Genomic DNA, 25,682 nt, shown 5'->3' with positions numbered 1-25,682 from the left:
CCGGGTGGACAAGGATTGCGCTAGGCTTGCGCGCTCAGCGCTCAACAGATCCGGGGCTTTAATGAATCAACTGCAAGCCATGCGCGCGTTTCGTTGCATCGTCGAGTGTCGCGGGTTCAGCGCCGCTGCCGAGCGCCTCGACACCACTCACTCGACCATCTCCCGGCAGTTGCAGCAGCTGGAACGCGAGCTGGGCACGCGGCTGATCAACCGCAACACCCGAGGTTTCAGCCTGACCACGGCGGGGCAGCAGTATTACGCGGCGTGCGTGGACATTCTCGATCGCCTCGATCAAGCCGCACTGGCGGTGGGGCAGGCACATGAAAGCCCCAGCGGTGTGCTGCGCATCAGTGCACCGATGGTGATCGGTACGCTGGAACTGGCGAGCTGGTTGCCGGCGTTTCAGCAGCGCTATCCCGAGATTGAAGTGGACCTGTCATGCGATGACCGTTTCGTCGATCTGATCGCCGAGGGTTTCGATGTGGCCCTGCGCATCTGCGGGCCGTTGGCCGATTCATCCATGGTGGCGCGGTTGCTGACTGTCTCGGACATGTTGCTGGTGGCTTCGCCTGTGTATGTGGCGCGCAATGGTTTGGTGCGACAGGTGCGCGAACTCGCCGAGCAGCAGTTGCTGGCGTTTGCCGGTGGCAGCGACTGGGTGCTGACCGATACGCGTGGACTCACCACCAGCGTGCGCGTGCAGGGCCGGTTCAAGGCCGATTCGATCAGTTCGCTGCACGCCGCCGCGTTGGCTGGGGTTGGCATCGCCGCGTTCACCCGGGCCACAGTGCAGGACGATCTGCTCAGCGGTCGGCTGGTGCAAATCCTGCCCAACTACAGCCTTGGGCGGCGCCACTATTACGCGCTCTATCCGCATGCCCGGCACGTCGCACTAAAGGTGCAAGTGTTCGTCGAATTCATGCTTGAGCACTACCGCAACACCGCCGCAGCGCTGCGTTAAAACGCCACGAGACGTCGACAAAGCTTGAGTGAAAGGCGTTCGAAGTGAACAATATGTAACTTCGCATTTCCATTTGAGACTCATTCATGACTGCCGCGTCCCGATTCCTGGCCTGGCTGGTGTTCCCGCTGTTTGCCCTGAGCAGTTTCAACCTGCTGGCCGACACCGTGGAAGGCGCCCCGCAGGCGCTGCACCTGCTCGATTACATCAGCGCCGACTATCCGCCGACGGTCGAGGCGGGCAAGGTCGTCGACGACGGCGAATACCGCGAGCAACTGGAATTCACCCAGGTGCTGCAAGGGCTGATCGGCGATCTGCCGGCCAAACCGGAGAAGGCTGAGCTGGAGCAGGGTGTCGAGGCTCTGCACGCCGCCATCACCGCGAAACAGGACGGCGCTGAAGTCGCGCGTCAGGCCCGACAACTGGGGGCGAAACTGGCGGTGGCGTATGAAGTCAGCCAAGCGCCGATCATCACTCCCGATCCGACCCGGGGCGCGGCGCTGTACGCGCAGAACTGCTCGGTATGCCACGGTGAAACCGGCGCCGGTGACGGCCCGGCGGGGCTCGGCATGACGCCGCCGCCAGCCAATCTGCGCGATGCCGCACGCATCGATCACCTGAGCCTGTACGCGATCTACAGCACCCTCGGCCAAGGCGTCGAAGGCACTGACATGCCGGCGTTCGCCGATCAACTGGACGACCGTCAGCGTTGGGATCTGGCGACCTACATTGCCGGTTTCAGTGCCGACCCGGCTGCGGCCAAGTCCGACAAGAACTTCAACATCGCTGATCTGGCGCGCCAGACGCCGGCCGAAGTGCAGGCCGCCGAAGGCCCGCAGGTCGCCGCAAGCTTCCGTGCCCAACGCGCGCAGCCGCCGCAGGTCAAGCGTGGCCCGGCGCAGTTGCTCGATTACACTGCCGCCACGCTGGACAAGAGCCTGGCGGCGTATCGCGCCGGTGAACACGATCAGGCTTACGACCTGTCGGTGGCGGCGTATCTGGAAGGTTTCGAGCTGGTCGAAAGCTCGCTGGACAACGTTGATGCCAACGTGCGCAAGGACACCGAAAAATCGCTGATGGCCTACCGTCAATCGTTGCAGGACGGCTTGCCGGTGGCGCAGGCCGAACAGCGTCTGGACGTAGCCAAGGGCAAGTTGAAAGAGTCCGCCGAACTGCTCGGCAGCGATGGTCTGAGCTGGTCGCTGAGCTTTATCTCCGGCCTGCTGATTCTGCTGCGCGAAGGCCTCGAAGCGATTCTGGTGCTGGCGGCGATCCTCGCGTTCCTGCGCAACACCGGCCAGCAGTCGGCAGTGCGCAGCGTCAACATCGGTTGGGGCCTGGCGCTGCTCGCCGGTCTTGGCACCTGGGCGCTGGCGGCGTATGTGATCGACGTCAGCGGCTCGCAGCGTGAACTGCTCGAAGGCGCCACGGCGCTGTTCGCCAGCGTCATGGTGCTGTGGCTCGGTGTGTGGATGCACGACCGGCGCCACGCCGCGGCCTGGCAGGATTACATCAAGCAGAGTCTGGTCGGCGGCGGCGGGCGCTTTGGTTTTGCGATCCTCGCGTTCTTCTCGGTGTACCGCGAGTTGTTCGAAGTGATCCTGTTCTACGAAACCCTGTGGCTGCAGGCCGGCCCCGCCGGGCATGACGCGGTGCTGGCCGGTGGTGCGACCGCACTGGTGCTGTTGATCGGTCTGGCCTGGGTGATCCTGCGCGGTTCGGCGAAACTGCCGCTGGCGCTGTTCTTCAGCATCAACGCCGGTCTGCTCTGTGCCTTGTCGGTGGTGTTCGCCGGGCATGGCGTGAAAGCGCTGCAGGAAGCCGGGATCTTCGGCACGCGACCGGTGGCGTTCTTTGAATTCGACTGGCTGGGGATTCACGCCGACGCCTATTCGCTGACGGCTCAGGCCGTGGCGATTCTGGCGATTGTTGTGCTGTACGGACGGAGTCGGATCGCGGAGAAGAAGCGGGTCACTGCTTAACACATTCGCTGCGCTCACATTCGCGGGCAAGCCAAGCTCCCACAGGTTTAGCGTTAACCTTGTGGGAGCGGGCTTGCCCGCGATGCTTTTTTGAAGAGGAAAAAATCATGCGTGTATGGATCGATGCCGACGCTTGCCCCCGGGCCGCCAAGGATCTGGTGGTGAAGTTCGCCCTCAAGCGCCAGTTCGAAGTGGTGCTGGTGGCCGGGCAGCCGCAGACCAAGCCGGGGCTGGCCATCGTCAAACTGATCGTGGTGCCCAGCGGTCCGGATGCGGCGGACGATTATCTGGTCGAGCACGCGGTGCCTGGTGAACTGGTGATCTGCAGCGATATCCCGCTGGCCGATCGTCTGGTGAAGAAGGGCGTGGCGGCGCTGGATCCGCGCGGCAAGGAGTTTGACGCGCAGAACATGGGCGAGCGGCTGGCGGTGCGCAACCTGTTCACCGACCTGCGTGAGCAGGGCCAGATCAGCGGCGGCCCGGCGCCGTTCGGCGAGCGCGAGAAGCAGGCGTTTGCCAATGCGCTGGACCGCATCCTCACCCGCCTGACCCGCAAACCTTGAAATAATCACCATTCCCCTGTGGGAGCGGGCTTGCTCGCGAAGGCGTCGAATCAGACAACATTGATTTGAATGACACACCGCTTTCGCGAGCAAGCCCGCTCCCACATTTCGCTCTGCATGCAGTCAGAGATCAAACATCGTTTTCGTGGGTGAGTTCGAGCACCCGGTCCACCAGTTTGTTGATCCCCGAAGCCGCCTCACTGATGTTCTGCGCCAGCATGTAAGCCGGGGTCGTCACCAGTTTGCGTGCCTTGTCTTCGATGATGTCGGTCACCGCGCAGTCTTCATGGCTGGCGCCCATCTTGTTCATCGCGGTCGCGGTGTCGGCATCGTTGCCGATGGTGCAGGTCACGCCCGGGCCGTAGATCTTCGCTGCCAGCGCCGGCGAGATGCACATCAGGCCCACCGGTTTGCCCGCTTCGGCAAATGCTTCCGCCAAGGCCAGCACCTCAGGCTGTACTGCGCAACCGGCGCCTTCAACGGCGAAGTTCGAGAGGTTTTTCGCGGCGCCAAAACCGCCAGGTACGATCAGGGCGTCGAAGTCATCGACGTTGGCCTCGCGGATGTCCTTGATGTTGCCGCGGGCAATGCGTGCTGACTCGACCAGCACGTTGCGCGTCTCGGGCATTTCTTCACCGGTCAGGTGATTGATCACATGCAATTGCGCGATGTTCGGCGCGAAGCATTGCACCTGTGCGCCGCGTTGATCCAGGCGCAGCAGGGTGATGACGCTCTCGTGGATCTCGGCGCCGTCGTACACGCCGCTGCCGGACAGGATCACTGCAACTTTTTTGCTCATGGGTTTCTCTCCAGATTCATGGCGCTAAATGTCCACTAATTTATCGCGCGTTGCCATAGGCTGAAGTGGCGGCGGCACCTGCATGGAGCGCTTTCTAAATGGATCGCAACAACGGCGGGGTGTTCATTATTTGCGGTTGCCTGCCTCGTGACGAGCAGGAGATTTTTCGCGTGAGAACGCCGCTGGCGAGCGGGAGTCCGCTGGCGCAGAGGGGATAAATGACTAAAAGAGCCGGCCAGCCCGGGCTTTGCGCAGGGCTGTACGCCAGGCGCCAGCGCGTTATTCGGCTGGCGTCTTCGGTTCGGCAGGTTTGGCCACTTCGGCTTGATTCAGCAGTGCCGCTTTTGCGGCTTGCTCGTCGGCGTAAACCTGTTTTGCCAGTCGCGCATTCTTGAAGCGGCGACGCAGCCACAGACCAACGCCAAGAATCAGCAGCGCGCCGAGCACCCACAGCTCGTACTTCTTGATGCTGCCGAGCATGCCTTCGAGCACCGCGCCGAAGTGGTAGGCGGCGGCTGCCAGGGCGGTGGCCCAGATCGCTGCGCCGATACCGTTGAGCAACAGATAACGTCCCGGCGGATAACCCGACAGGCCGATCGCCACCGGCATCACCGTGCGCAGTCCGTAAACGAAGCGGAAGCTCAGAACCCAGATGTCCGGATGCTTGCGAATGTGTTCCAGCGCGCGGTCGCCCATCATCTGCCAGCGCGGTTTGCGTGCGAGCAATTTGCGCCCGTGCTTGCGCCCCAGGAAGTACCACAGCTGATCGCCGGCATAGCTGCCGAAGAACGCCACGACCACCACCAGGTTGATGTCCATGTATCCACGGAACGCGAGGAAGCCTGCGAGCACCAGGATGGTTTCGCCTTCGAAGAACGTGCCGAGGAACAAGGCAAAGTAGCCAAAGTCATGCAGAAATTGTTGGAGCATTGTCTGGGTGCTGGCGAAATGAACGCGCAGCCTAACCCTTCGGACACATTCATGAAAGTGTCGAAATGTGTCTCGACGTGAACAATTCCTACGCCAACAATGGAATGCGGCTACATGTCACGGGGTACGCACAACTGTAATCTGTTGGTCATAATGGCCGTCTATAACTGTCACGCTCGCCCGTTTGCGCGGGCTCAGGAGTCCGCCGTGAGCTTTACCCCTGCCAATCGTCTGTTTCCCGCCACTCGCCTGCGTCGCAATCGTCGTGATGATTTTTCGCGTCGGCTGGTGCGGGAAAACGTGCTGACGGTCGATGACCTGATTCTGCCGGTGTTCGTGCTTGAGGGTGAAAACCGTCGCGAAGCCGTGGCCTCGATGCCCGGTGTCGAGCGCCTGACCATCGACCTGCTGCTTGAAGAAGCGGCGAAATGGGTCGAACTGGGGATCCCGGCGCTGGCGCTGTTCCCGGTCACACCAACCGAATTGAAATCCCTCGACGCTGCCGAAGCCTGGAACCCGCAGGGCATTGCCCAGCGCGCCACCCGCGCCTTGCGTGAGCGTTTCCCGGAATTGGGAGTGATCACCGACGTCGCGCTTGATCCGTTCACCACCCACGGTCAGGACGGCATTCTCGACGAAGACGGCTACGTGCAGAACGACATCACCGTCGACGCCCTGGTCAAACAGGCTTTGTCCCACGCCGAAGCCGGCGCTCAGGTCGTGGCCCCATCGGACATGATGGACGGTCGGATTCAGGCGATCCGCGAGGCGCTGGAGCTGGCCGGTCACGTCAACGTGCGGATCATGGCCTACTCGGCCAAGTACGCCAGCGCCTATTACGGGCCGTTCCGCGATGCTGTGGGGTCGGCGGCGAATCTGGGCAAGGCCAACAAGGCCTCCTATCAGATGGACCCGGCCAACAGCGACGAAGCGCTGCACGAAGTCGGCGCGGACTTGTCTGAAGGCGCGGACATGGTCATGGTCAAACCCGGCATGCCGTACCTGGACATTCTTTTGCGGGTAAAAGATGCCTTCAAAGTGCCGACCTTCGTCTATCAGGTTAGCGGCGAATACGCCATGCACATGGCGGCGATCCAGAATGGCTGGTTGAGCGAGGCGGTAATTCTTGAATCACTGACCGCCTTTAAACGTGCCGGCGCTGATGGCATCCTGACTTACTTTGCTGTCCGTGCCGCTCAATTGTTACGAGAGCAGAAATAGCCCTCCCAGGAACATTCGATGAATACCGAAGGACTCACTGAAGTTGCAGTAAAAGAAGCTCAACCGGTGGTGGAGCAAATCACCGAAACCCCGCCGGAACTCGAGCCTGCGCCACCCGCGCCGGTTACCGAAGCCGTCGCGGCGGCGCCAGTGATTGCGATCCCGGGCCTGGATGACAGCAGCCTGTATATCCATCGCGAGCTCTCGCAACTGCAGTTCAACATCCGCGTGCTGGAACAGGCGCTGGACGAGTCCTATCCGTTGCTGGAACGGCTGAAGTTCCTGCTGATCTTCTCCAGCAACCTCGACGAATTCTTTGAAATCCGCGTCGCTGGTCTGAAAAAGCAGATCACCTTCGCTCGTGAACAGGCCGGTGCCGACGGTCTGCAACCGCACCAGGCACTGGCGCGGATCAGCGAGCTGGTGCACGGTCACGTTGACCGCCAGTACGCGATCCTCAACGACATCCTGTTGCCGGAGCTGGAAAAGCATCAGGTGCGCTTCATCCGTCGCCGTCACTGGACGACCAAGATCAAGACCTGGGTGCGCCGTTATTTCCGCGACGAGATCGCACCGATCATCACCCCGATCGGCCTCGACCCGACACACCCGTTCCCGTTGCTGGTGAACAAGAGCCTGAACTTCATCGTCGAGCTGGAAGGTATCGACGCCTTCGGTCGCGATTCCGGTCTGGCGATCATCCCGGCACCGCGCCTGCTGCCACGGATCATCAAGGTTCCGGAAGAAGTCGGCGGCCCGGGCGACAACTATGTGTTCCTGTCGTCGATGATCCACGCCCACGCCGATGACCTGTTCCAGGGCATGAAGGTCAAGGGCTGCTACCAGTTCCGCCTGACCCGAAACGCCGACCTTGCGCTCGACTCCGAAGATGTCGAAGACCTTGCGCGTGCCCTGCGTGGCGAACTGTTCTCGCGGCGTTACGGCGATGCGGTGCGCCTGGAGGTCGCCGACACTTGCCCGAAACACCTCTCGGACTATCTGCTCAAGCAGTTCAACCTGAGCGAGACCGAGCTGTATCAGGTCAACGGCCCGGTCAACCTGACCCGTCTGTTCAGCATCACCGGTCTGGACAGCCACCCGGAGCTGCAATACACGCCGTTCACCCCGCAGATCCCGAAACTGCTGCAGAACAGCGAGAACATTTTCAGCGTGGTGAGCAAGCAGGACATCCTGCTGCTGCACCCGTTCGAGTCGTTCACCCCGGTGGTCGACCTGCTGCGTCAGGCGGCGAAAGACCCGCATGTTCTGGCCGTGCGCCAGACTCTGTACCGTTCCGGCGCCAACTCGGAAATCGTCGATGCGCTGGTGGACGCCGCGCGTAACGGCAAGGAAGTGACCGCGGTCATCGAACTGCGCGCGCGCTTCGACGAAGAGTCCAACCTGCAACTGGCCAGCCGTCTGCAAGCGGCCGGTGCGGTAGTGATTTACGGCGTGGTCGGCTTCAAGACCCACGCCAAGATGATGCTGATCCTGCGCCGCGAAGCCGGTGAGATCGTGCGTTACGCGCACCTCGGCACCGGTAACTACCACGCCGGCAATGCGCGTCTATACACCGACTACAGCCTGTTGACCTCCGACGACGCCTTGTGTGAAGACGTCGGTAAACTGTTCAGTCAGTTGATCGGCATGGGTAAAACCCTGCGCATGAAGAAGCTGCTGCACGCGCCGTTCACTCTGAAGAAGGGCATGCTCGACATGATTGCCCGGGAAACCCAGTTCGCCGTCGAAGGCAAACCGGCGCACATCATCGCCAAGTTCAACTCGCTGACCGATCCGAAGATCATTCGTGCGCTGTACAAGGCCAGCCAGTCCGGCGTGCGCATCGATCTGGTGGTGCGTGGCATGTGCTGCCTGCGTCCGGGCATTGCCGGGGTTTCGCACAACATCCATGTGCGCTCGATCATCGGTCGCTTCCTTGAACACACCCGAGTGTTCTACTTCCTCAACGGCGGCGAGGAGCAGATGTTCCTCTCCAGCGCCGACTGGATGGAGCGCAACCTCGACAAGCGCGTCGAGACTTGCTTCCCGGTGGAAGGCAAGAAGCTGCTGACTCGCGTGAAGAAAGAGCTGGAGCTGTACCTGACCGACAACACCCACAGCTGGAGCCTGCAGTCGGATGGCCGTTACATCCGCAACACGCCAACCGGCAACCAGAACCCGCGCAGCGCGCAGGCGACCTTGCTGGAACGCCTGGGCAGCCCGATTCTGCCGGTGAGCAGCTAACAGCTTAAAAGCGCCCTCACCCTAACCCTCTCCCGGAGGGAGAGGGGACTGACCGAGTTGGATGTTCGAGGTACATCGACCTGAGATTTCGAGTCGAACTCAGGATTTGAAAGGCCCATAAATCGGCTCCCTTTCCCCCTCGCCCCCTTGGGGGAGAGGGCTGGGGTGAGGGGGATCGATCTCAAGCACCCCTTTTGAACCAAGCCAAACACCCAATAAAAAGGCGATCCCGAAGGATCGCCTTTTTTGTGCCTGCCCGTTACTCAATGCACGGTCAGAACAATCCCCACCCGCGTCAGCCACTCCGCCTCAAGCCCGAAATCCGCCTGAGTCAGCTGATTCTCATCCAGCCAGTTCTCCGGGAATTCCACGTCGAGATTGTTGCCTTTGGCATGCAGCGTCACTTGTGGCATCGCCTGGGTGCCACGGATGTGGTGGAACAGGATCGCGAAGCGCAGCAGCACGCACAGGCGGATCAGCTTGTCGCCGTCGTCACCGAACTCGGCGAACTTGTCCTTGGGGATGTTGCGGCGATGGCCGCGCACCAGCAGAGCGAGCATTTGCTGGTCTTCGCGGGAGAAACCGGCAAGGTCCGAGTGTTCGATCAGGTAGGCGCCGTGCTTGTGGTAGTGGTAGTGCGCGATGTCGAGGCCGACTTCGTGGACTTTCGCCGCCCAGCCCAGCAGTTCACGCCAGATGCCGTCATCCAGCTCCCAGTCTGCGGCGACCTGATCGAAGGCGTGCAGTGCCTTGCGTTCAACTCGCGCGGCTTGTTCCAGATCGACGTGATAGCGCTCCATCAGCGAAGTCAGGGTGCGTTCGCGCACGTCTTCGTGGTGATGGCGGCCGAGCAGGTCGTAGAGCACGCCTTCACGCAGTGCGCCTTCGCAATGATCCATGCGTTGCAGTTCGAGGGCGTCGAAGATCGCTTCGAGAATCGCCAGGCCAGCCGGGAAGATTGCCCGACGGTCAGGCTTGATGCCTTCGAAGTCGATCTTGTCGACGTCACCCAGTTTGAACAGACGACGCTTGAGCCAGGCCAGGCCTTCGGCATTCACTTCGCCGGTGCCATGCCCGCCGGCCTTCAGCGCCAGGCCGATGGCGCGGATGGTGCCCGAGGAGCCGATGGCTTCATCCCAGGTCAGGCGGTGCAGGGCGTGCTCGATGCTCATGATCTCCAGCCGCGCCGCAGTGTACGCCTGGGCGTAACGGGCCGGGGTGATCTTGCCGTCCTTGAAATAACGCTGAGTGAAGCTGACGCAGCCCATTTGCAGGCTTTCGCGCAGCAGTGGTTCAAAACGCTGCCCGATGATGAATTCAGTACTGCCGCCGCCGATGTCGGCCACCAGACGCTTGCCCGGGGTGTCGGCGAGGGTGTGCGAAACGCCCAGATAAATCAGCCGCGCTTCTTCACGGCCAGAGATGACTTCCACCGGGTGACCGAGGATTTCTTCGGCACGGTGGATGAATTCCAGGCGATTGCGCGCTTCGCGCAGGGCGTTGGTGCCGACGATCCGCACGGCGCCCAGTGGCATGCCGTTGATCAGTTGGGCAAAGCGCTTGAGGCAGTCGAGGCCACGCTGCATCGATTCTTCGTTGAGATGGCGCTCATCGTCGATACCGGCGGCGAGCTGCACTTTCTCTCCGAGGCGCTCCAGGATGCGGATTTCACCGTTCTGGGCCTTGGCCACGACCATGTGGAAGCTGTTGGAGCCCAGGTCGATTGCGGCGATCAGGGACAGATTCTTGGCTTTGGATTGCGGCATGGTCAGGGGGTCTCGGTCGATAACCCCGCCATCGTGCCACGATCAAACGCTGACGCCAACGCGCATGGTTCAAACCGTTGATCCTGCGCATAAAAGCTTGAGACCGCGGCGCGGCCATTCGCGAGCAGGCTCTCTCCCACAGGTTTTGCAGCGAACTCACCATAGTGGTCCAACAGAGATCCCTGTGGGAGCGAGCCTGCTCGCGAAGGCGTCCGCCCCATTACTGCGGCTATTTCAGGCTGTTGCTTCCACCGTGCCAATGAAGTTCGCCAGCTCCGCCGTCTGCGGATTGGCAAACAACACCTTCGGATCCCCCACCTCATGCACCTTGCCATGGTGCATGAACACCAGTTTGTCGCCGACCTCCCGGGCGAAGCGCATTTCGTGGGTGACCATGATCAGCGTCATGCCTTCTTTCGCCAGTTGGCGCACCACGGCGAGCACTTCATTGACCAGCTCCGGGTCCAGTGCTGAGGTAATTTCATCGCACAGCAACACTTTCGGCGACATCGCCAGTGCCCGGGCAATCGCCACGCGCTGTTGCTGTCCGCCGGACAACCGATCCGGGAAGGCGTCGAACTTCTCCCCCAGCCCGACGCGTTCGAGCATCTTGCGCGCCAGTTCGGCCGCCTTGGCCTTCGGTACTTTCTGCACCACTTGCGGCGCGAGCATCACGTTCTCGCCGACGGTCAGGTGCGGGAACAGGTTGAACTGCTGGAACACCATGCCGACTTTCTGCCGCAGGCTGCGCAGGTCGGCGCGGGCGGCGTCGAGGTATTCGCCGTCGACTTCGATCACCCCGTCGTTGATCGACTCCAGACCATTGAGGGTGCGCAGCAGGGTCGATTTGCCCGAGCCGCTGCGGCCGATGATCGCCACCACCTGGCCTTCCTCGACGCTCAGGTCGATGCCTTTGAGCACGTGGTGATCGCCGTAGTATTTATGCAGGGCGGAAATTCTAAGCAGAGGCATGCAGTCTCCTTTCCAGGTAGCGCGCGCTGAGCGACAAGGGGTAGCAGAGCAGGAAGTAGCCGAGGGCGACGAGGCCGTAGACCATGAACGGTTCGAAAGTGGCGTTGGCGAGCATGCCGCCGGTCTTGGTCAGCTCGGTGAAGCCGATGATCGAGGTCACCGCAGTGCCTTTGACCACTTGCACCGAGAAGCCCACGGTCGGCGCCACGGCGATGCGCAGCGCCTGCGGCAGGATCACGTAGCGCAACTGCTCCAGTGGATTCAGCGCCAGGCTCGACGAGGCTTCCCACTGGCCATTGGGGATCGCTTCGACGCAACCGCGCCAGATCTCCGCCAGATAGGCGCTGGTGAACAATGTCAGGGCAATGGCTGCCGCCATCCACGGCGAGATCTCGATCCCGGCCAGCGCCACGCCGAAGAACACCAGAAACAGCTGCATCAGCAGCGGTGTGCCTTGGAACAGCTCGATCCAGGTGCGAGCAATATTGCTCGGTAACGGATTTTTCGAGATGCGCATGATCAGAATCAGCAGACCGACGATGCCGCCACCGATGAACGCTACCAGCGACAGCGCCAGTGTCCATTGCAGACCGGTGAGCAGGTTGCGCAGGATGTCCCAGAAGGTGAAGTCGCTCATCGGCTGCTCCTCGCGATATAGCGGCGGCCGACCCAGTTCAGCAACTGGCGGATCAGCAGCGCCATGCACAGGTAGATCAGCGTGGTCAGCGCATAGGTTTCAAAGGCGCGGAAGTTGCGCGACTGAATGAAGTTGGCGGCGAAGCTCAGCTCCTCGGTGGCGATCTGCGAACACACCGCCGAACCGAGCATGACGATGATGATCTGGCTGCTCAGGGCCGGCCAGACCTTGCCCAGCGCCGGCAGCAGGACCACATGGCGGAACGCTTCGAAACGGCTCATCGCCAATGCGGCAGCGGCCTCCAGTTGTCCGCGCGGAATCGCCTGGATGCCGGCGCGGATGATCTCGGTCGAATACGCGCCGAGGTTGATCACCATCGCCAGCACGGCCGCCTGCCACTCGGAAATCTGCACCCCGAGGGATGGCAGGCCGAAGAAGATGAAGAACAGTTGCACCAGAAATGGCGTGTTGCGGATCAACTCGACGTAGACGCCGAAGAGTGCCGAGAACGGGCGGATGTTCCACGCCCGCACCAGTGCGCCGACGATGCCCACGCCGACCCCGAACAGCGCGCCAATCGCCGTCAGCTCCAGGGTGAACAGCGCGCCGCGCAGCAGCAGGTCGGTGTTTTGCACCACCGGCATGAAATCGAACTGATAAGCCATCAATTGTCTCCCGCGCGACCGATCAGAGGTCGGCCGGCAGCGGCTCTTTGAGCCAGGTCTGCGAGTTTTTCTCCAGCGCGCCGTCAGCCTTGGCGGTGGCGAGGATCTCGTTGACTTTGCCCAGCAGCGCGGGCTCGTTCTTGTTCACGCCGACATAGACCGGCGAGTCCTTGAGCTTCACTTTGAGCGCCGGCACGCGTTTCGGGTTCTTCTCGCTGATCGCCACCATCACCACGTTGCCGCTGGCGATCAGGTCGACCTGCCCTGCGAGATAGGCGGCGATGGTCGAGTTGTTGTCTTCGAAGCGCTTGATGGTCACGCCTTCGGGGGCGACCTTGGTCAGCTCGATGTCTTCGATGGCGCCACGGGTGACGCTGATGGTTTTGCCTTTAAGGTCGTCAAGGCCGCTGATCGCTGCCTCAGGCGGGCCGAATACCGCGAGGTAGAACGGCGCGTAGGCGTGGGAGAAGTCGATGACTTTCTCGCGCTCCGGGTTCTTGCCGAGGCTGGAGATCACCAGGTCGACCTTGCCGGTGGTGAGGAACGGGATGCGGTTGGTGCTGTTGACCGGGGTCAGTTCGAGTTTGACCTTAAGTTGATCAGCCAGCAGCTTCGCCGTGTCGATATCCAGGCCACGGGGTTTCATGTCCGGGCCGACCGAGCCGAATGGCGGGAAGTCTTGGGGCACGGCAACTTTCAGTGTGCCGCGTTTGACCACGTCTTCCAGGCCATCGGCGTGGGCGGGGATCTGGCTCAGCATCAAGCTGGAAAACAGAGCGGCGAGGAGGGCTCGGTAACGCAGGGTCATGGCAAATCTCCGGATCGACGGGAAGTGATTTCTGCGATCGGACAGAGCACGGGCCGTGCCAATACCCGGATTTATCCCCGGCAGGCCGCGGGTTTGCCGGGTTTATTCGGTCTTACTGGTCTGAACAGTCAGGTGGTTTTTCGCACCCCGATGGCGCACCGGCAGCGGGCGCCGAACCCCGCTGGGGCACGACTTGCCGGATCCGGCGAATAGCTTTACAACTAGCCGCACCTTGGCCTGGCTCGTCTGAAAAACCATGAACTCGATCTCCCGCGCCGTACCCGAAGTGGCGCTGCAAGCCATACGCAAACTGATCACTGAGCAGGGTTTCGGTGCGGGCGATGCGTTGCCGTCGCAACGGGATCTGGCGGTGCAACTGGGGGTCAGTCGGGCGTCGTTGCGCGAGGCGCTGTCGTCGCTCAGTGCGCTGGGCGTGGTCAGCATCCAGCCGGGCAAAGGCGTGTTCGTGCAGGCACCGGTGGACATTGCGCAGGGTGACAATGCGCCGGGCTGGCCGTTCGCAGCGCAGGCCTCGCCGCTCGACATCTTTCAGTTGCGCTATGCGCTGGAGGGTTTTGCCGCCGGGCTGGCGGCGGTGACCTTAAGCACGTTTGACCTGGATGCGCTTGAGGACAACGTTGCGGCGATGCGCGAGCAATTGAAGGCTGGGGACTTCGAGGCTGCGGCGAAACTCGACTTCGAATTCCACCGGCGCATTCTGCTGGCCAGCGGCAATCAGGCGATGCTGAGCATCCTCACCGCCAGCGCCGAGATCTTTCTGGAGAGCCAGAAGCTACCGTTCATCCGCGCCGAACGGGCGATGGAAACCTGGCAGGAGCACCGCAAGATCCTTCGTGCCCTCGCGCGCCGGGCGTCCGCTGCGGCCCAGAAGGCCATGCAGGAGCACGTGCGCAATGCGGCCCTGCGCACCGGAATTTCCTTCATTGCCCCCGCCACGGCGTGACTTGGGCTATACCCAAACTCATCGAGTGCCATAGCAAGACTCAATCAACTGCGGCTTCCTGAAGAGGGGAAGGGCGGCTATGATGGGCCACGTTTTTTTGCTTACAACCTGGAGAATTCCATGAGCAGCGATCTTATCAAACACGTTAGCGACGCCAGCTTCGAAGCCGACGTACTCAAGGCCGAAGGCGCTGTACTGGTCGACTACTGGGCTGAATGGTGCGGCCCTTGCAAAATGATCGCTCCGGTTCTGGACGAGATTGCCGAGACTTACAAAGGCAAGCTGACCATCGCCAAACTGAACATCGACGAAAACCAGGAAACCCCGGCCAAGCACGGCGTGCGTGGTATCCCGACGCTGATGCTGTTCAAGAACGGCAACGTTGAAGCGACCAAAGTCGGCGCCCTGTCGAAGTCGCAACTGGCTGCTTTCCTCGACGCCAACATCTAAGCGTCGCAGTAAATCGCCGAAAAAAAGCCTCGCAATTTGCGGGGCTTTTTGCGTATTCAGGGCTAGACGCTCCGAAACTCAGGTGGTACATTCGGCCCCGCACTGGTTTCTCCACTGCCCCCTGCTAGCCGTCGCCGACGCACTCCTTTTCGAACAAGTTCGCGATCCTGTCGCCTTCTCCGCGGCGCGGCCTCATTAAGCCAAAAGCTTAATTTCCCCCCTCCATAAATGATTACGTCATTCCTATATGAATCTGACTGAACTCAAGCAAAAGCCGATTACCGAACTGCTCGAATTGGCCGAACAGATGGGCATAGAAAATATGGCCCGTTCGCGCAAGCAGGACGTGATTTTCTCCCTGCTGAAAAAGCACGCGAAAAGCGGCGAGGAAATCTCCGGTGATGGCGTGCTGGAGATTCTCCAGGACGGCTTCGGCTTCCTGCGCTCCGCTGACGCTTCCTACCTCGCCGGCCCGGACGATATCTACGTCTCGCCGAGCCAGATCCGTCGTTTCAACTTGCGCACCGGTGACACCATCGTTGGCAAGATCCGCCCTCCGAAGGAAGGCGAGCGTTACTTCGCTCTGCTCAAGGTCGACACGATCAACTTCGATCGTCCGGAGAACGCGAAGAACAAGATTCTCTTCGAGAACCTGACCCCGCTGTTCCCGACCGTACGCATGAAGATGGAAGCCGGCAACGGTTCCACCGAAGACTTGACCGGTCGTGTGATCGACCTGTGCGCCCCGATCGGCAAAGGCCAGCGTGGTCTGATCGTTGCACCGCCGAAAGCCGGTAAGACGATCATGCTGCAGAACATCGCGGCGAACATCGCCCGTAACAACCCTGAAGTTCACCTGATCGTGCTGTTGATCGACGAACGTCCGGAAGAAGTAACCGAAATGCAGCGCACCGTGCGCGGCGAAGTGGTTGCCTCGACCTTCGACGAACCGCCGACCCGTCACGTGCAGGTTGCCGAAATGGTGATCGAGAAGGCCAAGCGCCTGGTCGAACACAAGAAGGACGTGGTGATCCTGCTCGACTCCATCACTCGTCTGGCCCGTGCCTACAACACCGTGATCCCGAGCTCCGGCAAGGTGCTGACCGGTGGTGTCGATGCTCACGCCCTGGAGAAACCGAAGCGTTTCTTCGGTGCTGCGCGCAACATCGAAGAAGGCGGCTCGCTGACCATTATCGCCACGGCGCTGGTTGAAACCGGCTCGAAGATGGACGAAGTGATCTACGAAGAGTTCAAGGGTACCGGCAACATGGAACTGCCTCTGGATCGCAAGATCGCCGAGAAGCGTGTGTTCCCGGCCATCAACATCAACCGTTCCGGCACCCGCCGCGAAGAGTTGCTGACCGCCGACGACGAACTGCAGCGCATGTGGATCCTGCGCAAGCTGCTGCACCCGATGGACGAAGTGGCTGCCATCGAGTTCCTGGTCGACAAGCTGAAAACGACCAAGACCAACGACGAGTTCTTCCTGTCGATGAAGCGCAAGTAACATCGCCGGTTGAACCGATAAAAAGGGCGCCCCTTTGGGGGGCGCCTTTTTTTTGCATGAAATTTACCCCGGCAATGGGAGGTTCCTGATCTGGTAAGGTCTGTGATCGGGCAACCCACAAACAGCGCTTGGAGCCTCTGTGAATAAGGCTCGAGCTGTACAAAAAACAACCACCTGATTGGCATTAAAGATTTTATGAGCACACTCGCTTATCGAAGGGATATCGACGGCCTGCGAGCAGTCGCGGTGATCGCCGTGGTGCTGTTCCATTTTGGCGTCCCGGGGTTTACCGGCGGTTTTGTCGGCGTGGACGTGTTCTTCGTGATTTCCGGCTACCTCATCACCTCGATCATCTGGAATCAGCGTCAGGCTGGCCGTTTCAGCTTCGTCGAGTTCTGGGCGCGGCGTGCGCGGCGGATTCTGCCGGCGCTGTTCGCGATGATCATTGCGGTGCTGGCGGTGGGCTGGTTCCTGCTGGCGCCCAAGGACTACGAAGAGCTGGGGCGTTCGGTGCGCTATCAGGTGACGTTCGTCTCGAACATCCTGTTCATGCGTCAGGACGGCTACTTCGACGTTGCCTCTGACCTGAAACCGCTGTTGCACACGTGGTCACTGGCGGTGGAGGAGCAGTTCTACATCTTCTTCCCGCTGCTGCTGACGTTGCTCTCGAGCCGTCTGAAACATTGGCGGTTGGCGCTGTTCGGCGTGCTGCTGGTGTCGTTCGGGCTGAGTGTGTGGGCGATCCAGCATCATCCGGAGAAAGCCTTCTTCCTGCTGCCGATGCGCGCCTGGGAGTTGCTGGCCGGGGCGATGCTGGCGGTTGCGCCGAAACACGCCTGGCGCTTGAAGCCGCTGGCCGCCCAGGCCTTGAGCCTGCTCGGCATGGGGTTGATCCTGCTGGCGGTGTTTGCCTATGACAAGTCGACGCCGTTCCCGGGTGTCACCGCGTTGCTGCCGGTGCTGGGCGTGGTGCTGCTGATTCTGGCCAACGGTCATTGCGAAACGCTGGTTGGTCAATTGTTGAGCAGTCGGGTGATGGTCGGCCTCGGGCTGATCTCCTATTCCTGGTATTTGTGGCACTGGCCGGTATTCGTGTTTTCCAGCTACGCCAGTATTGATGAGCCGGGCGCGCTCGACACGGCCGGGTTGATTCTGCTGACCCTGGTGCTGGGTTATCTGTCATGGAAGTTCGTCGAAACGCCGTTCCGTGAACGGCGCTTGCTCGCCGGTCGTCGGCAGATTCTGCTGGCCGGTTTCTGCGGGATCCTGGTGCTCGGTCTGGCCGGGCAATCACTGCGCTGGACCGATGGCTTGCCATGGCGCCTGTCCGAGCAGGCGCTGCAATACGCCAAAGGCCGCGAATGGCGGCCTGAGCTGATGGCTTGTCTGGCGGACGACAAGACCCCTGACGACAAGCTGTTCTGCCATTACGGCGTGGCGGATCTGCCGACCCGCGCGCTGGTCTGGGGCGACAGCCATGCCACGGCGCTGATCCCGGTGTTCGATGACGGTGCCAAAGCTCACGGTGTCAGCGTGATTCTGGCCAGTTCTCCGGGTTGCATTCCGGTCGATGGGCTGGAGCATGACGGGGTTTGTGCACGCTTCAACAAGCGGGTCGAGCAGGGGCTGAAAACCCAGGCGATCAGCGATGTGGTGCTGGTCGCCCGCTGGAGCCTGTACCTGTACGGCGATGCCAAGGGTGATCTCGGGCATGTCTTGAGAACGCCAGACGGTCGTTACGATCGCGCCGAGGCCGAGCAACGTTTTGCCGAAGGCCTGCGCACTCGCGTCGCACAATTGCGGGCAGCCGGGCATCGCGTATGGCTGGTGAAAGAGGCGCCGTTGCAGGCATTCAGCCCGCCGTATCGGCTGACGCGACTGGCGATGCTCGATCGTCCGGTGGATGACGTCGGCCTGGCCGTCGAGGCGCACCACAAGCGTCAGGTGTTCATCAGTCAGTTGTTCGCGCAGTTGGCGCAGAATGATCCGGCGGTGCGCGTGGTCGATCCGGCGCCGCGACTGTGTGATGAAAACGGCCTGTGCCACGCCGAGCTCGGCGGCTACTCGCTGTACACCGATGACAATCACCTGTCCGAAGTCGGTGCGCGGTTTGTGGCGCCGATCCTCGAGCCGCTGTTTATCGGCCTGCAGGCCCGGGAAAACCGTGGACAAGCGCAGACGAATGCAGCCAAGTAAGCAGCGACAGGCTGCCACAGGGCTGCATAGCAGGTAGGATGTACGCCTATTTTGAGGGTGCCATCGTCAATGAAATTCAAGGATCTTCGGGATTTCGTGCAGCAGCTTGAGCAGCGCGGAGAGTTGAAACGCATCCAGATTCCCGTCTCGCCGGTGCTGGAGATGACCGAGGTGTGCGACCGCACACTGCGGGCCAAGGGCCCGGCGCTGCTGTTCGAGAAACCGACTGGTTACGACATTCCGGTGCTCGGCAACCTGTTCGGCACCCCCGAGCGGGTGGCCATGGGCATGGGCGCCGAGTCGGTCAGCGAACTGCGCGAGATCGGCAAGCTGCTGGCTTTCCTCAAGGAGCCGGAGCCACCGAAGGGCTTGAAGGACGCGTGGTCGAAACTGCCGATCTTCCGCAAGATCATCTCGATGGCGCCCAAAGTCGTCAAAGACGCGGTGTGCCAGGAAGTGGTCATCGAAGGCGACGACGTCGACCTGGCGATGCTGCCGGTGCAGACCTGCTGGCCCGGCGACGTCGGCCCGCTGATCACTTGGGGCCTGACCGTCACCAAAGGCCCGAACAAGGATCGCCAGAACCTCGGCATCTACCGTCAGCAAGTGATCGGCCGCAACAAGGTGATCATGCGCTGGCTCAGCCACCGTGGCGGTGCGCTGGACTTCCGCGAGTGGTGCGAGAAGCATCCGGGCCAGCCATTCCCGGTCTCCGTGGCGCTGGGCGCCGACCCTGCGACCATCCTCGGCGCCGTGACGCCGGTGCCGGACAGTCTCTCCGAATACGCTTTCGCCGGCCTGTTGCGCGGTAACCGCACCGAGCTGGTCAAGTGTCGTGGCAACGACCTGCAAGTGCCGGCCACTGCCGAGATCATCCTCGAAGGGGTGATTCATCTGGGCGAAATGGCCGACGAAGGCCCGTACGGCGACCACACCGGTTACTACAACGAAGTCGACAGCTTCCCGGTGTTCACCGTCGAGCGCATTACCCACCGGATCAAGCCGATCTATCACAGCACCTACACCGGCCGTCCACCGGATGAGCCGGCGATCCTCGGCGTGGCGCTGAACGAAGTGTTCGTGCCGATCCTGCAGAAGCAGTTCCCGGAGATCACCGATTTTTATCTGCCGCCCGAAGGCTGCTCGTACCGCATGGCCGTGGTGACGATGAAGAAGTCGTATCCGGGGCATGCCAAGCGCGTGATGCTCGGTGTCTGGTCGTTTTTGCGACAGTTCATGTACACCAAGTTCGTTATCGTCACTGACGACGATATCAACGCCCGGGACTGGAACGACGTGATCTGGGCCATCACCACGCGCATGGACCCCAAGCGCGACACGGTGATGATCGACAACACGCCGATCGACTACCTCGACTTCGCCTCGCCGGTGTCCGGCCTGGGCTCGAAAATGGGCCTGGATGCCACCCACAAGTGGCCGGGCGAAACCACTCGCGAGTGGGGCCGCGTAATCGTCAAGGACGACGCCGTCACCCAGCGGATCGATGCCATCTGGAATCAGTTAGGAATAGATTGATGCGTGTAACCCTGCAGCCCTCCGGAGCGGTGCTTGAGATACGGCCCGGCGAGCGGATTCTCGATGGTGCGCGGCGCCTGGGCTATGAATGCCCGCAAAGCTGCCGCAACGGCAATTGCCACGTATGTGCGGCGCTGCTGGTGGAAGGCCGGGTCGAGCAGGCCGGCAAGGTGCACGACCACGGCGAGTTCTACACTTGCATAGCCGAGCCGCTGGAAGACTGCGTCCTGCTGTGGGATGGCGTGCTCGCGCTGGGAGAACTGCCGGTGCGCAGCCTGTCGTGTCAGGTCATCGAATGCCGGGATGTCGGTGGCGACACCTGGCGCGTGCGCCTGCGTGCGCCGGCCGGCAAGCCGCCGCGTTATCACGCCGGGCAGTACCTGATGATCGAGCGTGAAAACGGCGAGAAGTCGGCGTTCTCCATGGCCTCGGCGCCGCACGGCGGGCGCGATCTGGAAATCCACGTGCTGGCCCGCGAAGCCAGTGCACTGAGCCTGATCGAGCAGTTGCAACGCAACGCGATGGTGCGCGTCGAGCTGCCATTCGGTGACACTCACCTCGCCGAGTTGCCTGACGGGCCACTGGTGTTGATCGCCGCCGGCACCGGCATGGGCCAGATCCACAGCCTGATCGAACACTGCCGTGCCAACGGCTTCAAACACCCGGTGCATCTGTATTGGGGGGTACGCCGTCCGGAAGATTTCTACGAGATCGAACATTGGGACGAATGGTTGAAGCTGCCCAATCTGTTCCTGCACAAAGTCGTCAGCGACCAGTGCGGTTGGGAAGGGCGCTGCGGGATGTTGCACCAGGCCGTGTGTGAAGACTTCGCCGATCTGAAGTCCCTGCATGTATACGCCAGCGGCTCGCCGGCGATGGTCTACGGGACTCTGGATGCGCTGGTGGAAGCCGGGATGGATGCGCACCAGATGCGCGCCGATGTATTTGCGTATGCGCCGCGCTCTTGAGCCGAGCTCTTGCGTCCCGCGCCTGAGCCGCGCTTCTAGAAACGCACGCCGCTAGTCACCATCGCCGCATTGGCGCCGAGAAATACCAGCTCGGCGGCCAATGGGCCGTAGTGAGTCCCGACGGACGGAATGATCACCGGCGCAACGCCGTAGCGGTTCAAAGGAATCTTGTCCTTGTAATCACCGTGATAACCCTGCAACAGCCCACCCGTGAGTTTCAGATACAGCGGATATTCGCTGCTGTCATAGCGCTTGCCGACATAGGCGTAGTTCGAGCGCTGGCGGAACGAGTTGCGGAAAGTTGCCCCGCCAAATACCCAGCCGGAAGCCTGATTGCGTTCGATGCCGATCAAGTCCTGATGATTATTGTGTTCGGGGTCGGGCGAGTAATGTCGGGTGTAGACACTGGTCTGGGCATACCAGAAGCCTTTGCCTTGCGCATTGTCCTCGGCCAATGCATGGCCGGCCTGAGCCATCAGCAACGCGGCCAGAAGTCTTGGGATTTTCATAGTGCAGCCTCAGTTAAACGGGATGGCTTGCGCCAGAGGAAGGCCGTTATACGTAGGCGTTCAGCGACGGAGAAGAAAGAAAGTCCGACATTTTAGTAGGAAGATTCCTGCGCTTTCTTGAACCAATCCTGAACAAGCGAAGGCTTATGCATATTTCATTCGGGTATTTAAGATATTTCGGCAATGGTATTAGGCTATATAAAACCGCATAGCGTTGACTAATACACCCGATTTAGCGCTATCGAGCAGGTCATACATCCTTTAGCACTTTTCGTTTTAGATTTACTGCTATATGTTCTAACGAACGAATTGCGCTTACATCTTGTAATACTTGCGGGGCCGAACACTTCCGTCATGACAGCCATAGAATCTGCTTTTCTGAATCTGGCTTATCCTCCGCGGCTCGATCTGGGGCCGCAGCTCACTCACGAACAACTTCTCGCTTCCATGCAATCGACCATGGCGCGCCACAAGGGCGGGCCGGTGTGGCTGTTCGCCTACGGGTCGCTGATCTGGCGCCCGGAATGTACGGCGGTGGAGCGGGTGCGCGGCCGCGTCCATGGCTACCACCGCGGCCTGTATTTGTGGTCGCACGAGCATCGGGGGACGCCGGAAATGCCCGGGCTGGTATTTGGTCTGGATCGCGGCGGTTCATGCAGCGGCTTCGCCTATCGGCTGCCGGAAGAGAACCTCGACGCTGCGCTGTACGCGCTGTGGAAACGCGAGATGCCGTTCCCGTCCTATCGCCCGCACTGGCTGAACTGCCGGCTCGAAGATGGCAGTCAGGTTCAGGCGTTAGGGTTTGTTTTGGAGCGACACCTGCCCAGCTATGCCGGCAACTTGCCGGATCACGTGCTGAGTCAGGTGTTCGAAAGCGCTTGCGGGCGTTACGGCACCACTCGCGATTATGTCGAGCAGACCGCCCACGCCCTGCGCAGCCACGCCATGCCGGATCGAAATCTGGAGGCGCGGCTCAAGCGCTGTCAGTCAAAAGCCAATCAGGCGACGGCTTCGCGGCTCTGACTGGCGACTTGCTTGTGCCACAGGGTCGGGGCCAGGAAGGCCATCGACAGCAGGCAAGCGCCCACCAGCAGGACAAAACCACCGTTCCAGCCGAAGTGGTCAACGGTGTAGCCCATCGCCGCACTCGCCGCGACCGAACCACCCAGGTAACCGAACAGACCGGTGAAGCCCGCAGCCGTGCCGGCGGCTTTCTTCGGTGCCAGTTCCAGCGCCTGCAGGCCGATCAGCATCACCGGGCCATAGATCAGGAAGCCGATCGAGAACAGCGCGATCATGTCCACCGTCGGGTTGCCGGCCGGGTTCAGCCAGTACACCAGCGTCGCCACGGTCACCAGCGCCATGAACACCATGCCGGTCAGGCCACGATTGCCACGGAAGATCTTGTCCGACATCCAGCCGCACAGCAGCGTGCCCGGAATGCCCGCCCACTCGTAGAAGAAATAGGCCCACGAGGTTTTATCCACGGTGAAACCTTTGGCTTCTTTCAGGTAGGTCGGCGCCCAATCCAGTACGCCGTAGCGCAGCAGGTAAACGAACACGTTGGCCATGGCGATGTACCAGAGCATTTTGTTGCGCAGCACGTATTTGACGAAAATTTCCTTGGCGCTGAATTCGTCTTCGTGGCTGGCGTCGTAGCCTTCCGGGTAATCGTTCTTGTACTTCTCGATCGGCGGCAGGCCGACAGATTGCGGGGTGTCACGCATGGTGATGAAGGCAAACACCGCCACGCCCAGCGCCACCGCTGCCGGAACGTAGAAGGCTGCGTGCCAGTCATTGAACAGGCCCATGCCGATCAGGAACAGCGGGCCGATCAGACCGCCACCGACGTTATGCGCCACGTTCCACACCGAAACCACGCCGCCACGTTCCTTCTGCGACCACCAGTGCACCATGGTGCGTCCGCTCGGCGGCCAGCCCATGCCCTGGGCCCAGCCGTTGATGAACAGCAGGATGAACATCATGGTCACGCTGGAAGTCGCCCACGGCGCGAAACCGAAAATGAACATCACCCCGGCCGACACCAGCAGGCCGAATGGCAGGAAGTAGCGCGGGTTGGAACGGTCGGACACCAGGCCCATCAGGAACTTCGACAGACCGTAGGCAATGGCGATGGCCGACATCGCCAGACCCAGATCGCCACGGCTGTAGCCTTCGTCGATCAGGTACGGCATGGCCAGCGAGAAGTTTTTGCGCAGCAGGTAGTAACCCGCGTAGCCAAAGAAGATACCGGCGAAGATCTGCCAGCGCAGGCGTCGGTAAGTACTGTCTATTTTTTCTTCAGGCAATGGAGCCTGATGTGCGGCAGGACGAAAGAAAGCAAACATTCAAGAGCTCCAGATTTCTTGTTTTGACTGCGGATGCGAATGTTACAGTTTCGTTACCGAAAATAGCACCGGTTCGCATCGGCAAAACAGCGGAAAATGTTGGAAGTCGCACGTTCTTTTACGAACCTGTCGCTCAGCTGTAAGAACAGGGCGTTTTCACCACTTATCTACATGGAGTGACTTAGACTCGTGGCCCGTTCAGCCGATTGATCAGCCGAGATAAGCAATGTCACTGAAGGTTCGCATGTTGGTGCCGAGATTTTTGGTGGCAGCGGGACTTGCCGTCGTGTTGCTGGCATTGATCGTCACCGATCATCCTTCTCATTCCGGCCTGGGCAACGCCACGGTGCTGATCATTCGGCATGCGGAAAAACCGGATACAGGATCGGTGCTCAATGCCCGAGGCGAGCAACGCGCCGCCGCCTACGTCGACTATTTCAATCCGCTGAAACTCGACGGCCAGACGTTCACCCCCCAGCGTTTGATCGCTGCCGGCGATACCCCGGAAAGTTCGCGCTCACGCCTGACCCTGACCCCGTTGGCCCAGCGCTTGAACCTTGCGATCGAGCAGCCCTACGTCAACGGCGATCTGCATCAACTGGTCAAACTGTTGCGCAAGAGCAATCAGGCGCAGACGGTGCTAATCGCCTGGCACCACGGCCATATCAATAAACTGATCAAAGCCTTCGGCGGTGACCCCACAGCGCTGATGGGCCAGGAAAAATGGCCGGATGATGTCTTCGACTGGCTGATCGTCCTGCGCTTCGATGACAAGGGCCGGCTGATTCCGTCGCGCAGTCTGAAGGTGCAGGAGCACTTGTTGTCGGGCGACTCTGCCGGGCCGAACGGCGGCTAAACGTCCGTCAGAAAATTTACCTGCCGTCATTTGCCCAGCGGTTTCGTCGGATTTCCCATCGGGATCAGGAAATGTCCTGCATTCAATAGCGAAGCTGCGCCATTCAGTTAAAAGACAGTGCTCCGTAAACTTTCTGTTGTTGCCGGACAGGCATCTCAATAGGGAAGGGGCGCGATCATGCGGTGGTTTTTTGCAGGGCTTTTATTGACGATCTTCAGTCTTGCACTGGCGGCAGAAGGGTTACTCATACCTGAAAACAACCCGCAGCCGATTTACCCGAAGAGGTTGTCCAGGGCAGGGGTCGAAGGCGAGGTCAGGGTCAGCTTTATCGTCAAGGCGGATGGCTCGGTCAGCGCAATCGACATCGTGCAAAGTGATCACCCCGATCTGGCTGAGGCGGTCAAAGACGCCATAACACAGTGGCGCTTCAGGCCCTGGACGGTTGAAGACGGTCGGCCTGCGGAACAGCCCATCGTGGCGCCGATGCTCTTTCGATTGGCGAGGGATCAGCCGATCGACATCAACCAGTGGCTGAAGTCAGTAAAGTGTCGCGTCATCAATGACGGTTTCAGGAACATGCCTGAGCACGCCTGGGTCGACGCAGAAGTGTTTAATTACACCCGTGCTTACGTTTCCAACGTGATTCTCAAGAGTCAGTTGGCCGATGAACAACGTCTGGCAATCATCGCCAAGATGAACCGGCGCGTACCGATGATCGTCAGAGGCTGCCGGGAAGCTCCTATGCGTAGCTACATGAGTTTTCTGCCGGGAGAGGTTCGCGAGTTGCTTTGATAGCCAGC

General features: G+C 60.8%; 23 protein-coding genes. 14 read left to right on the top strand and 9 right to left on the bottom strand.

The window, feature by feature from the left end; translation table 11 throughout:
- Positions 1–61: 61 nt before the first annotated feature.
- The 3 genes from E3Z29_RS01050 (at position 62) to E3Z29_RS01040 (ending at position 3,506) form a co-directional block, all read left to right on the top strand.
- Entirely contained in the window at positions 62–961 is a 900-nt protein-coding gene (locus E3Z29_RS01050; protein WP_134784937.1) for a LysR family transcriptional regulator, read from the top strand.
- A gap of 86 nt (positions 962–1,047) precedes the next feature.
- Positions 1,048–2,943: an FTR1 family protein gene (locus E3Z29_RS01045; RefSeq protein ID WP_134784936.1), complete on the top strand. Its 1,896-nt coding sequence runs from the start codon at positions 1,048–1,050 to the stop codon at positions 2,941–2,943.
- 107 nt (positions 2,944–3,050) lie between these two features.
- Positions 3,051–3,506: a YaiI/YqxD family protein gene (locus E3Z29_RS01040; protein ID WP_098966204.1), complete on the top strand. Its 456-nt coding sequence runs from the start codon at positions 3,051–3,053 to the stop codon at positions 3,504–3,506.
- A gap of 130 nt (positions 3,507–3,636) precedes the next feature.
- Here the strand turns inward: E3Z29_RS01040 and elbB are convergent, their stop codons facing one another.
- A complete protein-coding gene (gene elbB / locus E3Z29_RS01035) occupies positions 3,637–4,305 on the bottom strand; it encodes an isoprenoid biosynthesis glyoxalase ElbB (protein WP_134784935.1) in 669 nt (222 codons plus the stop codon).
- Between the two features lie 279 nt (positions 4,306–4,584).
- A complete protein-coding gene (locus tag E3Z29_RS01030) occupies positions 4,585–5,235 on the bottom strand; it encodes a DedA family protein (RefSeq protein ID WP_027610469.1) in 651 nt (216 codons plus the stop codon).
- Between the two features lie 207 nt (positions 5,236–5,442).
- On the opposite strand from E3Z29_RS01030, the gene hemB reads away from it, so the two are divergent.
- Both hemB and ppk1 read left to right on the top strand, forming a co-directional pair.
- Positions 5,443–6,456, top strand: a complete 1,014-nt coding sequence (gene hemB / locus E3Z29_RS01025; RefSeq protein ID WP_134784934.1) for a porphobilinogen synthase — start codon at positions 5,443–5,445, stop codon at positions 6,454–6,456.
- A gap of 18 nt (positions 6,457–6,474) precedes the next feature.
- The gene (ppk1, locus tag E3Z29_RS01020; protein WP_041072035.1) at positions 6,475–8,700 is read left to right on the top strand and encodes a polyphosphate kinase 1; all 2,226 of its coding nucleotides are present in this window, start codon (positions 6,475–6,477) and stop codon (positions 8,698–8,700) included.
- A 263-nt stretch (positions 8,701–8,963) separates the two neighbouring features.
- On the opposite strand, the gene ppx is transcribed toward ppk1, so the two are convergent.
- From ppx to E3Z29_RS00995, 5 genes are all read right to left on the bottom strand, one after another.
- Complete coding sequence (gene ppx / locus E3Z29_RS01015) at positions 8,964–10,466, bottom strand: exopolyphosphatase (RefSeq protein WP_134784933.1); 1,503 nt, start codon at positions 10,464–10,466, stop codon at positions 8,964–8,966.
- Between the two features lie 234 nt (positions 10,467–10,700).
- Positions 10,701–11,438: an amino acid ABC transporter ATP-binding protein gene (locus E3Z29_RS01010; protein WP_095137640.1), complete on the bottom strand. Its 738-nt coding sequence runs from the start codon at positions 11,436–11,438 to the stop codon at positions 10,701–10,703.
- Positions 11,425–12,075, bottom strand: a complete 651-nt coding sequence (locus E3Z29_RS01005; protein WP_095137639.1) for an amino acid ABC transporter permease — start codon at positions 12,073–12,075, stop codon at positions 11,425–11,427. Before E3Z29_RS01005 ends, E3Z29_RS01010 begins: the two co-directional genes overlap by 14 nt.
- Positions 12,072–12,740: an amino acid ABC transporter permease gene (locus tag E3Z29_RS01000; RefSeq protein WP_134784932.1), complete on the bottom strand. Its 669-nt coding sequence runs from the start codon at positions 12,738–12,740 to the stop codon at positions 12,072–12,074. The genes E3Z29_RS01005 and E3Z29_RS01000 overlap by 4 nt, the downstream gene beginning before the upstream one ends.
- Positions 12,741–12,762: 22 nt before the next feature.
- A complete protein-coding gene (locus E3Z29_RS00995) occupies positions 12,763–13,548 on the bottom strand; it encodes a transporter substrate-binding domain-containing protein (RefSeq protein ID WP_134784931.1) in 786 nt (261 codons plus the stop codon).
- 256 nt (positions 13,549–13,804) lie between these two features.
- Here E3Z29_RS00995 and E3Z29_RS00990 point away from each other — a divergent pair, with 256 nt between their 5' ends.
- From E3Z29_RS00990 to E3Z29_RS00965, 6 genes are all read left to right on the top strand, one after another.
- The gene (locus E3Z29_RS00990; protein WP_097089549.1) at positions 13,805–14,512 is read left to right on the top strand and encodes a FadR/GntR family transcriptional regulator; all 708 of its coding nucleotides are present in this window, start codon (positions 13,805–13,807) and stop codon (positions 14,510–14,512) included.
- A gap of 120 nt (positions 14,513–14,632) precedes the next feature.
- On the top strand, positions 14,633–14,962 hold the full coding sequence (gene trxA / locus E3Z29_RS00985) for a thioredoxin TrxA (RefSeq protein WP_003177349.1): 330 nt from the start codon (positions 14,633–14,635) through the stop codon (positions 14,960–14,962).
- Between the two features lie 247 nt (positions 14,963–15,209).
- A complete protein-coding gene (gene rho / locus E3Z29_RS00980; RefSeq protein ID WP_003229334.1) occupies positions 15,210–16,469 on the top strand; it encodes a transcription termination factor Rho in 1,260 nt (419 codons plus the stop codon).
- A gap of 195 nt (positions 16,470–16,664) precedes the next feature.
- On the top strand, positions 16,665–18,665 hold the full coding sequence (locus tag E3Z29_RS00975) for an acyltransferase family protein (protein ID WP_134784930.1): 2,001 nt from the start codon (positions 16,665–16,667) through the stop codon (positions 18,663–18,665).
- A gap of 69 nt (positions 18,666–18,734) precedes the next feature.
- Entirely contained in the window at positions 18,735–20,201 is a 1,467-nt protein-coding gene (ubiD, locus tag E3Z29_RS00970; protein WP_134784929.1) for a 4-hydroxy-3-polyprenylbenzoate decarboxylase, read from the top strand.
- Positions 20,201–21,169, top strand: a complete 969-nt coding sequence (locus E3Z29_RS00965) for a CDP-6-deoxy-delta-3,4-glucoseen reductase (protein WP_134784928.1) — start codon at positions 20,201–20,203, stop codon at positions 21,167–21,169. Before ubiD ends, E3Z29_RS00965 begins: the two co-directional genes overlap by 1 nt.
- A gap of 35 nt (positions 21,170–21,204) precedes the next feature.
- Here the strand turns inward: E3Z29_RS00965 and E3Z29_RS00960 are convergent, their stop codons facing one another.
- Positions 21,205–21,678, bottom strand: a complete 474-nt coding sequence (locus E3Z29_RS00960; RefSeq protein WP_098966194.1) for a sn-glycerol-3-phosphate transporter — start codon at positions 21,676–21,678, stop codon at positions 21,205–21,207.
- A 354-nt stretch (positions 21,679–22,032) separates the two neighbouring features.
- Here E3Z29_RS00960 and E3Z29_RS00955 point away from each other — a divergent pair, with 354 nt between their 5' ends.
- Positions 22,033–22,701 (top strand): gamma-glutamylcyclotransferase, encoded by a 669-nt coding sequence (locus E3Z29_RS00955; RefSeq protein WP_134784927.1) that lies wholly within the window; start codon positions 22,033–22,035, stop codon positions 22,699–22,701.
- Here the strand turns inward: E3Z29_RS00955 and glpT are convergent.
- Entirely contained in the window at positions 22,677–24,026 is a 1,350-nt protein-coding gene (gene glpT, locus E3Z29_RS00950) for a glycerol-3-phosphate transporter (protein ID WP_027610481.1), read from the bottom strand. The genes E3Z29_RS00955 and glpT overlap by 25 nt on opposite strands.
- A 226-nt stretch (positions 24,027–24,252) precedes the next feature.
- Here glpT and E3Z29_RS00945 point away from each other — a divergent pair, with 226 nt between their 5' ends.
- Both E3Z29_RS00945 and E3Z29_RS00940 read left to right on the top strand, forming a co-directional pair.
- Positions 24,253–24,882, top strand: a complete 630-nt coding sequence (locus tag E3Z29_RS00945; RefSeq protein WP_134784926.1) for a flagellar basal body-associated protein FliL — start codon at positions 24,253–24,255, stop codon at positions 24,880–24,882.
- Between the two features lie 177 nt (positions 24,883–25,059).
- Complete coding sequence (locus E3Z29_RS00940) at positions 25,060–25,674, top strand: energy transducer TonB (RefSeq protein WP_098966189.1); 615 nt, start codon at positions 25,060–25,062, stop codon at positions 25,672–25,674.
- Positions 25,675–25,682: the final 8 nt, after the last annotated feature.

This window comes from Pseudomonas sp. S150 (assembly GCF_004526365.1).
Taxonomy (GTDB): domain Bacteria; phylum Pseudomonadota; class Gammaproteobacteria; order Pseudomonadales; family Pseudomonadaceae; genus Aquipseudomonas; species Aquipseudomonas putida_A.
Note: the sequence above shows the minus strand (reverse complement) of the source record. Positions and strands in the feature narration are given on the sequence as shown.

Coding starts and splice junctions, on each gene's coding strand:
- E3Z29_RS01050 (WP_134784937.1), top strand. CDS start 62: ATGAATCAACTGCAAGCCATGCGCGCGTTTCGTTGCATCGTCGAGTGT.
- E3Z29_RS01045 (WP_134784936.1), top strand. CDS start 1,048: ATGACTGCCGCGTCCCGATTCCTGGCCTGGCTGGTGTTCCCGCTGTTT.
- E3Z29_RS01040 (WP_098966204.1), top strand. CDS start 3,051: ATGCGTGTATGGATCGATGCCGACGCTTGCCCCCGGGCCGCCAAGGAT.
- elbB (WP_134784935.1), bottom strand. CDS start 4,305: ATGAGCAAAAAAGTTGCAGTGATCCTGTCCGGCAGCGGCGTGTACGAC.
- E3Z29_RS01030 (WP_027610469.1), bottom strand. CDS start 5,235: ATGCTCCAACAATTTCTGCATGACTTTGGCTACTTTGCCTTGTTCCTC.
- ppk1 (WP_041072035.1), top strand. CDS start 6,475: ATGAATACCGAAGGACTCACTGAAGTTGCAGTAAAAGAAGCTCAACCG.
- ppx (WP_134784933.1), bottom strand. CDS start 10,466: ATGCCGCAATCCAAAGCCAAGAATCTGTCCCTGATCGCCGCAATCGAC.
- E3Z29_RS01010 (WP_095137640.1), bottom strand. CDS start 11,438: ATGCCTCTGCTTAGAATTTCCGCCCTGCATAAATACTACGGCGATCAC.
- E3Z29_RS01005 (WP_095137639.1), bottom strand. CDS start 12,075: ATGAGCGACTTCACCTTCTGGGACATCCTGCGCAACCTGCTCACCGGT.
- E3Z29_RS01000 (WP_134784932.1), bottom strand. CDS start 12,740: ATGGCTTATCAGTTCGATTTCATGCCGGTGGTGCAAAACACCGACCTG.
- E3Z29_RS00995 (WP_134784931.1), bottom strand. CDS start 13,548: ATGACCCTGCGTTACCGAGCCCTCCTCGCCGCTCTGTTTTCCAGCTTG.
- E3Z29_RS00990 (WP_097089549.1), top strand. CDS start 13,805: ATGAACTCGATCTCCCGCGCCGTACCCGAAGTGGCGCTGCAAGCCATA.
- trxA (WP_003177349.1), top strand. CDS start 14,633: ATGAGCAGCGATCTTATCAAACACGTTAGCGACGCCAGCTTCGAAGCC.
- rho (WP_003229334.1), top strand. CDS start 15,210: ATGAATCTGACTGAACTCAAGCAAAAGCCGATTACCGAACTGCTCGAA.
- E3Z29_RS00975 (WP_134784930.1), top strand. CDS start 16,665: ATGAGCACACTCGCTTATCGAAGGGATATCGACGGCCTGCGAGCAGTC.
- ubiD (WP_134784929.1), top strand. CDS start 18,735: ATGAAATTCAAGGATCTTCGGGATTTCGTGCAGCAGCTTGAGCAGCGC.
- E3Z29_RS00965 (WP_134784928.1), top strand. CDS start 20,201: ATGCGTGTAACCCTGCAGCCCTCCGGAGCGGTGCTTGAGATACGGCCC.
- E3Z29_RS00960 (WP_098966194.1), bottom strand. CDS start 21,678: ATGAAAATCCCAAGACTTCTGGCCGCGTTGCTGATGGCTCAGGCCGGC.
- E3Z29_RS00955 (WP_134784927.1), top strand. CDS start 22,033: ATGACAGCCATAGAATCTGCTTTTCTGAATCTGGCTTATCCTCCGCGG.
- glpT (WP_027610481.1), bottom strand. CDS start 24,026: ATGTTTGCTTTCTTTCGTCCTGCCGCACATCAGGCTCCATTGCCTGAA.
- E3Z29_RS00945 (WP_134784926.1), top strand. CDS start 24,253: ATGTCACTGAAGGTTCGCATGTTGGTGCCGAGATTTTTGGTGGCAGCG.
- E3Z29_RS00940 (WP_098966189.1), top strand. CDS start 25,060: ATGCGGTGGTTTTTTGCAGGGCTTTTATTGACGATCTTCAGTCTTGCA.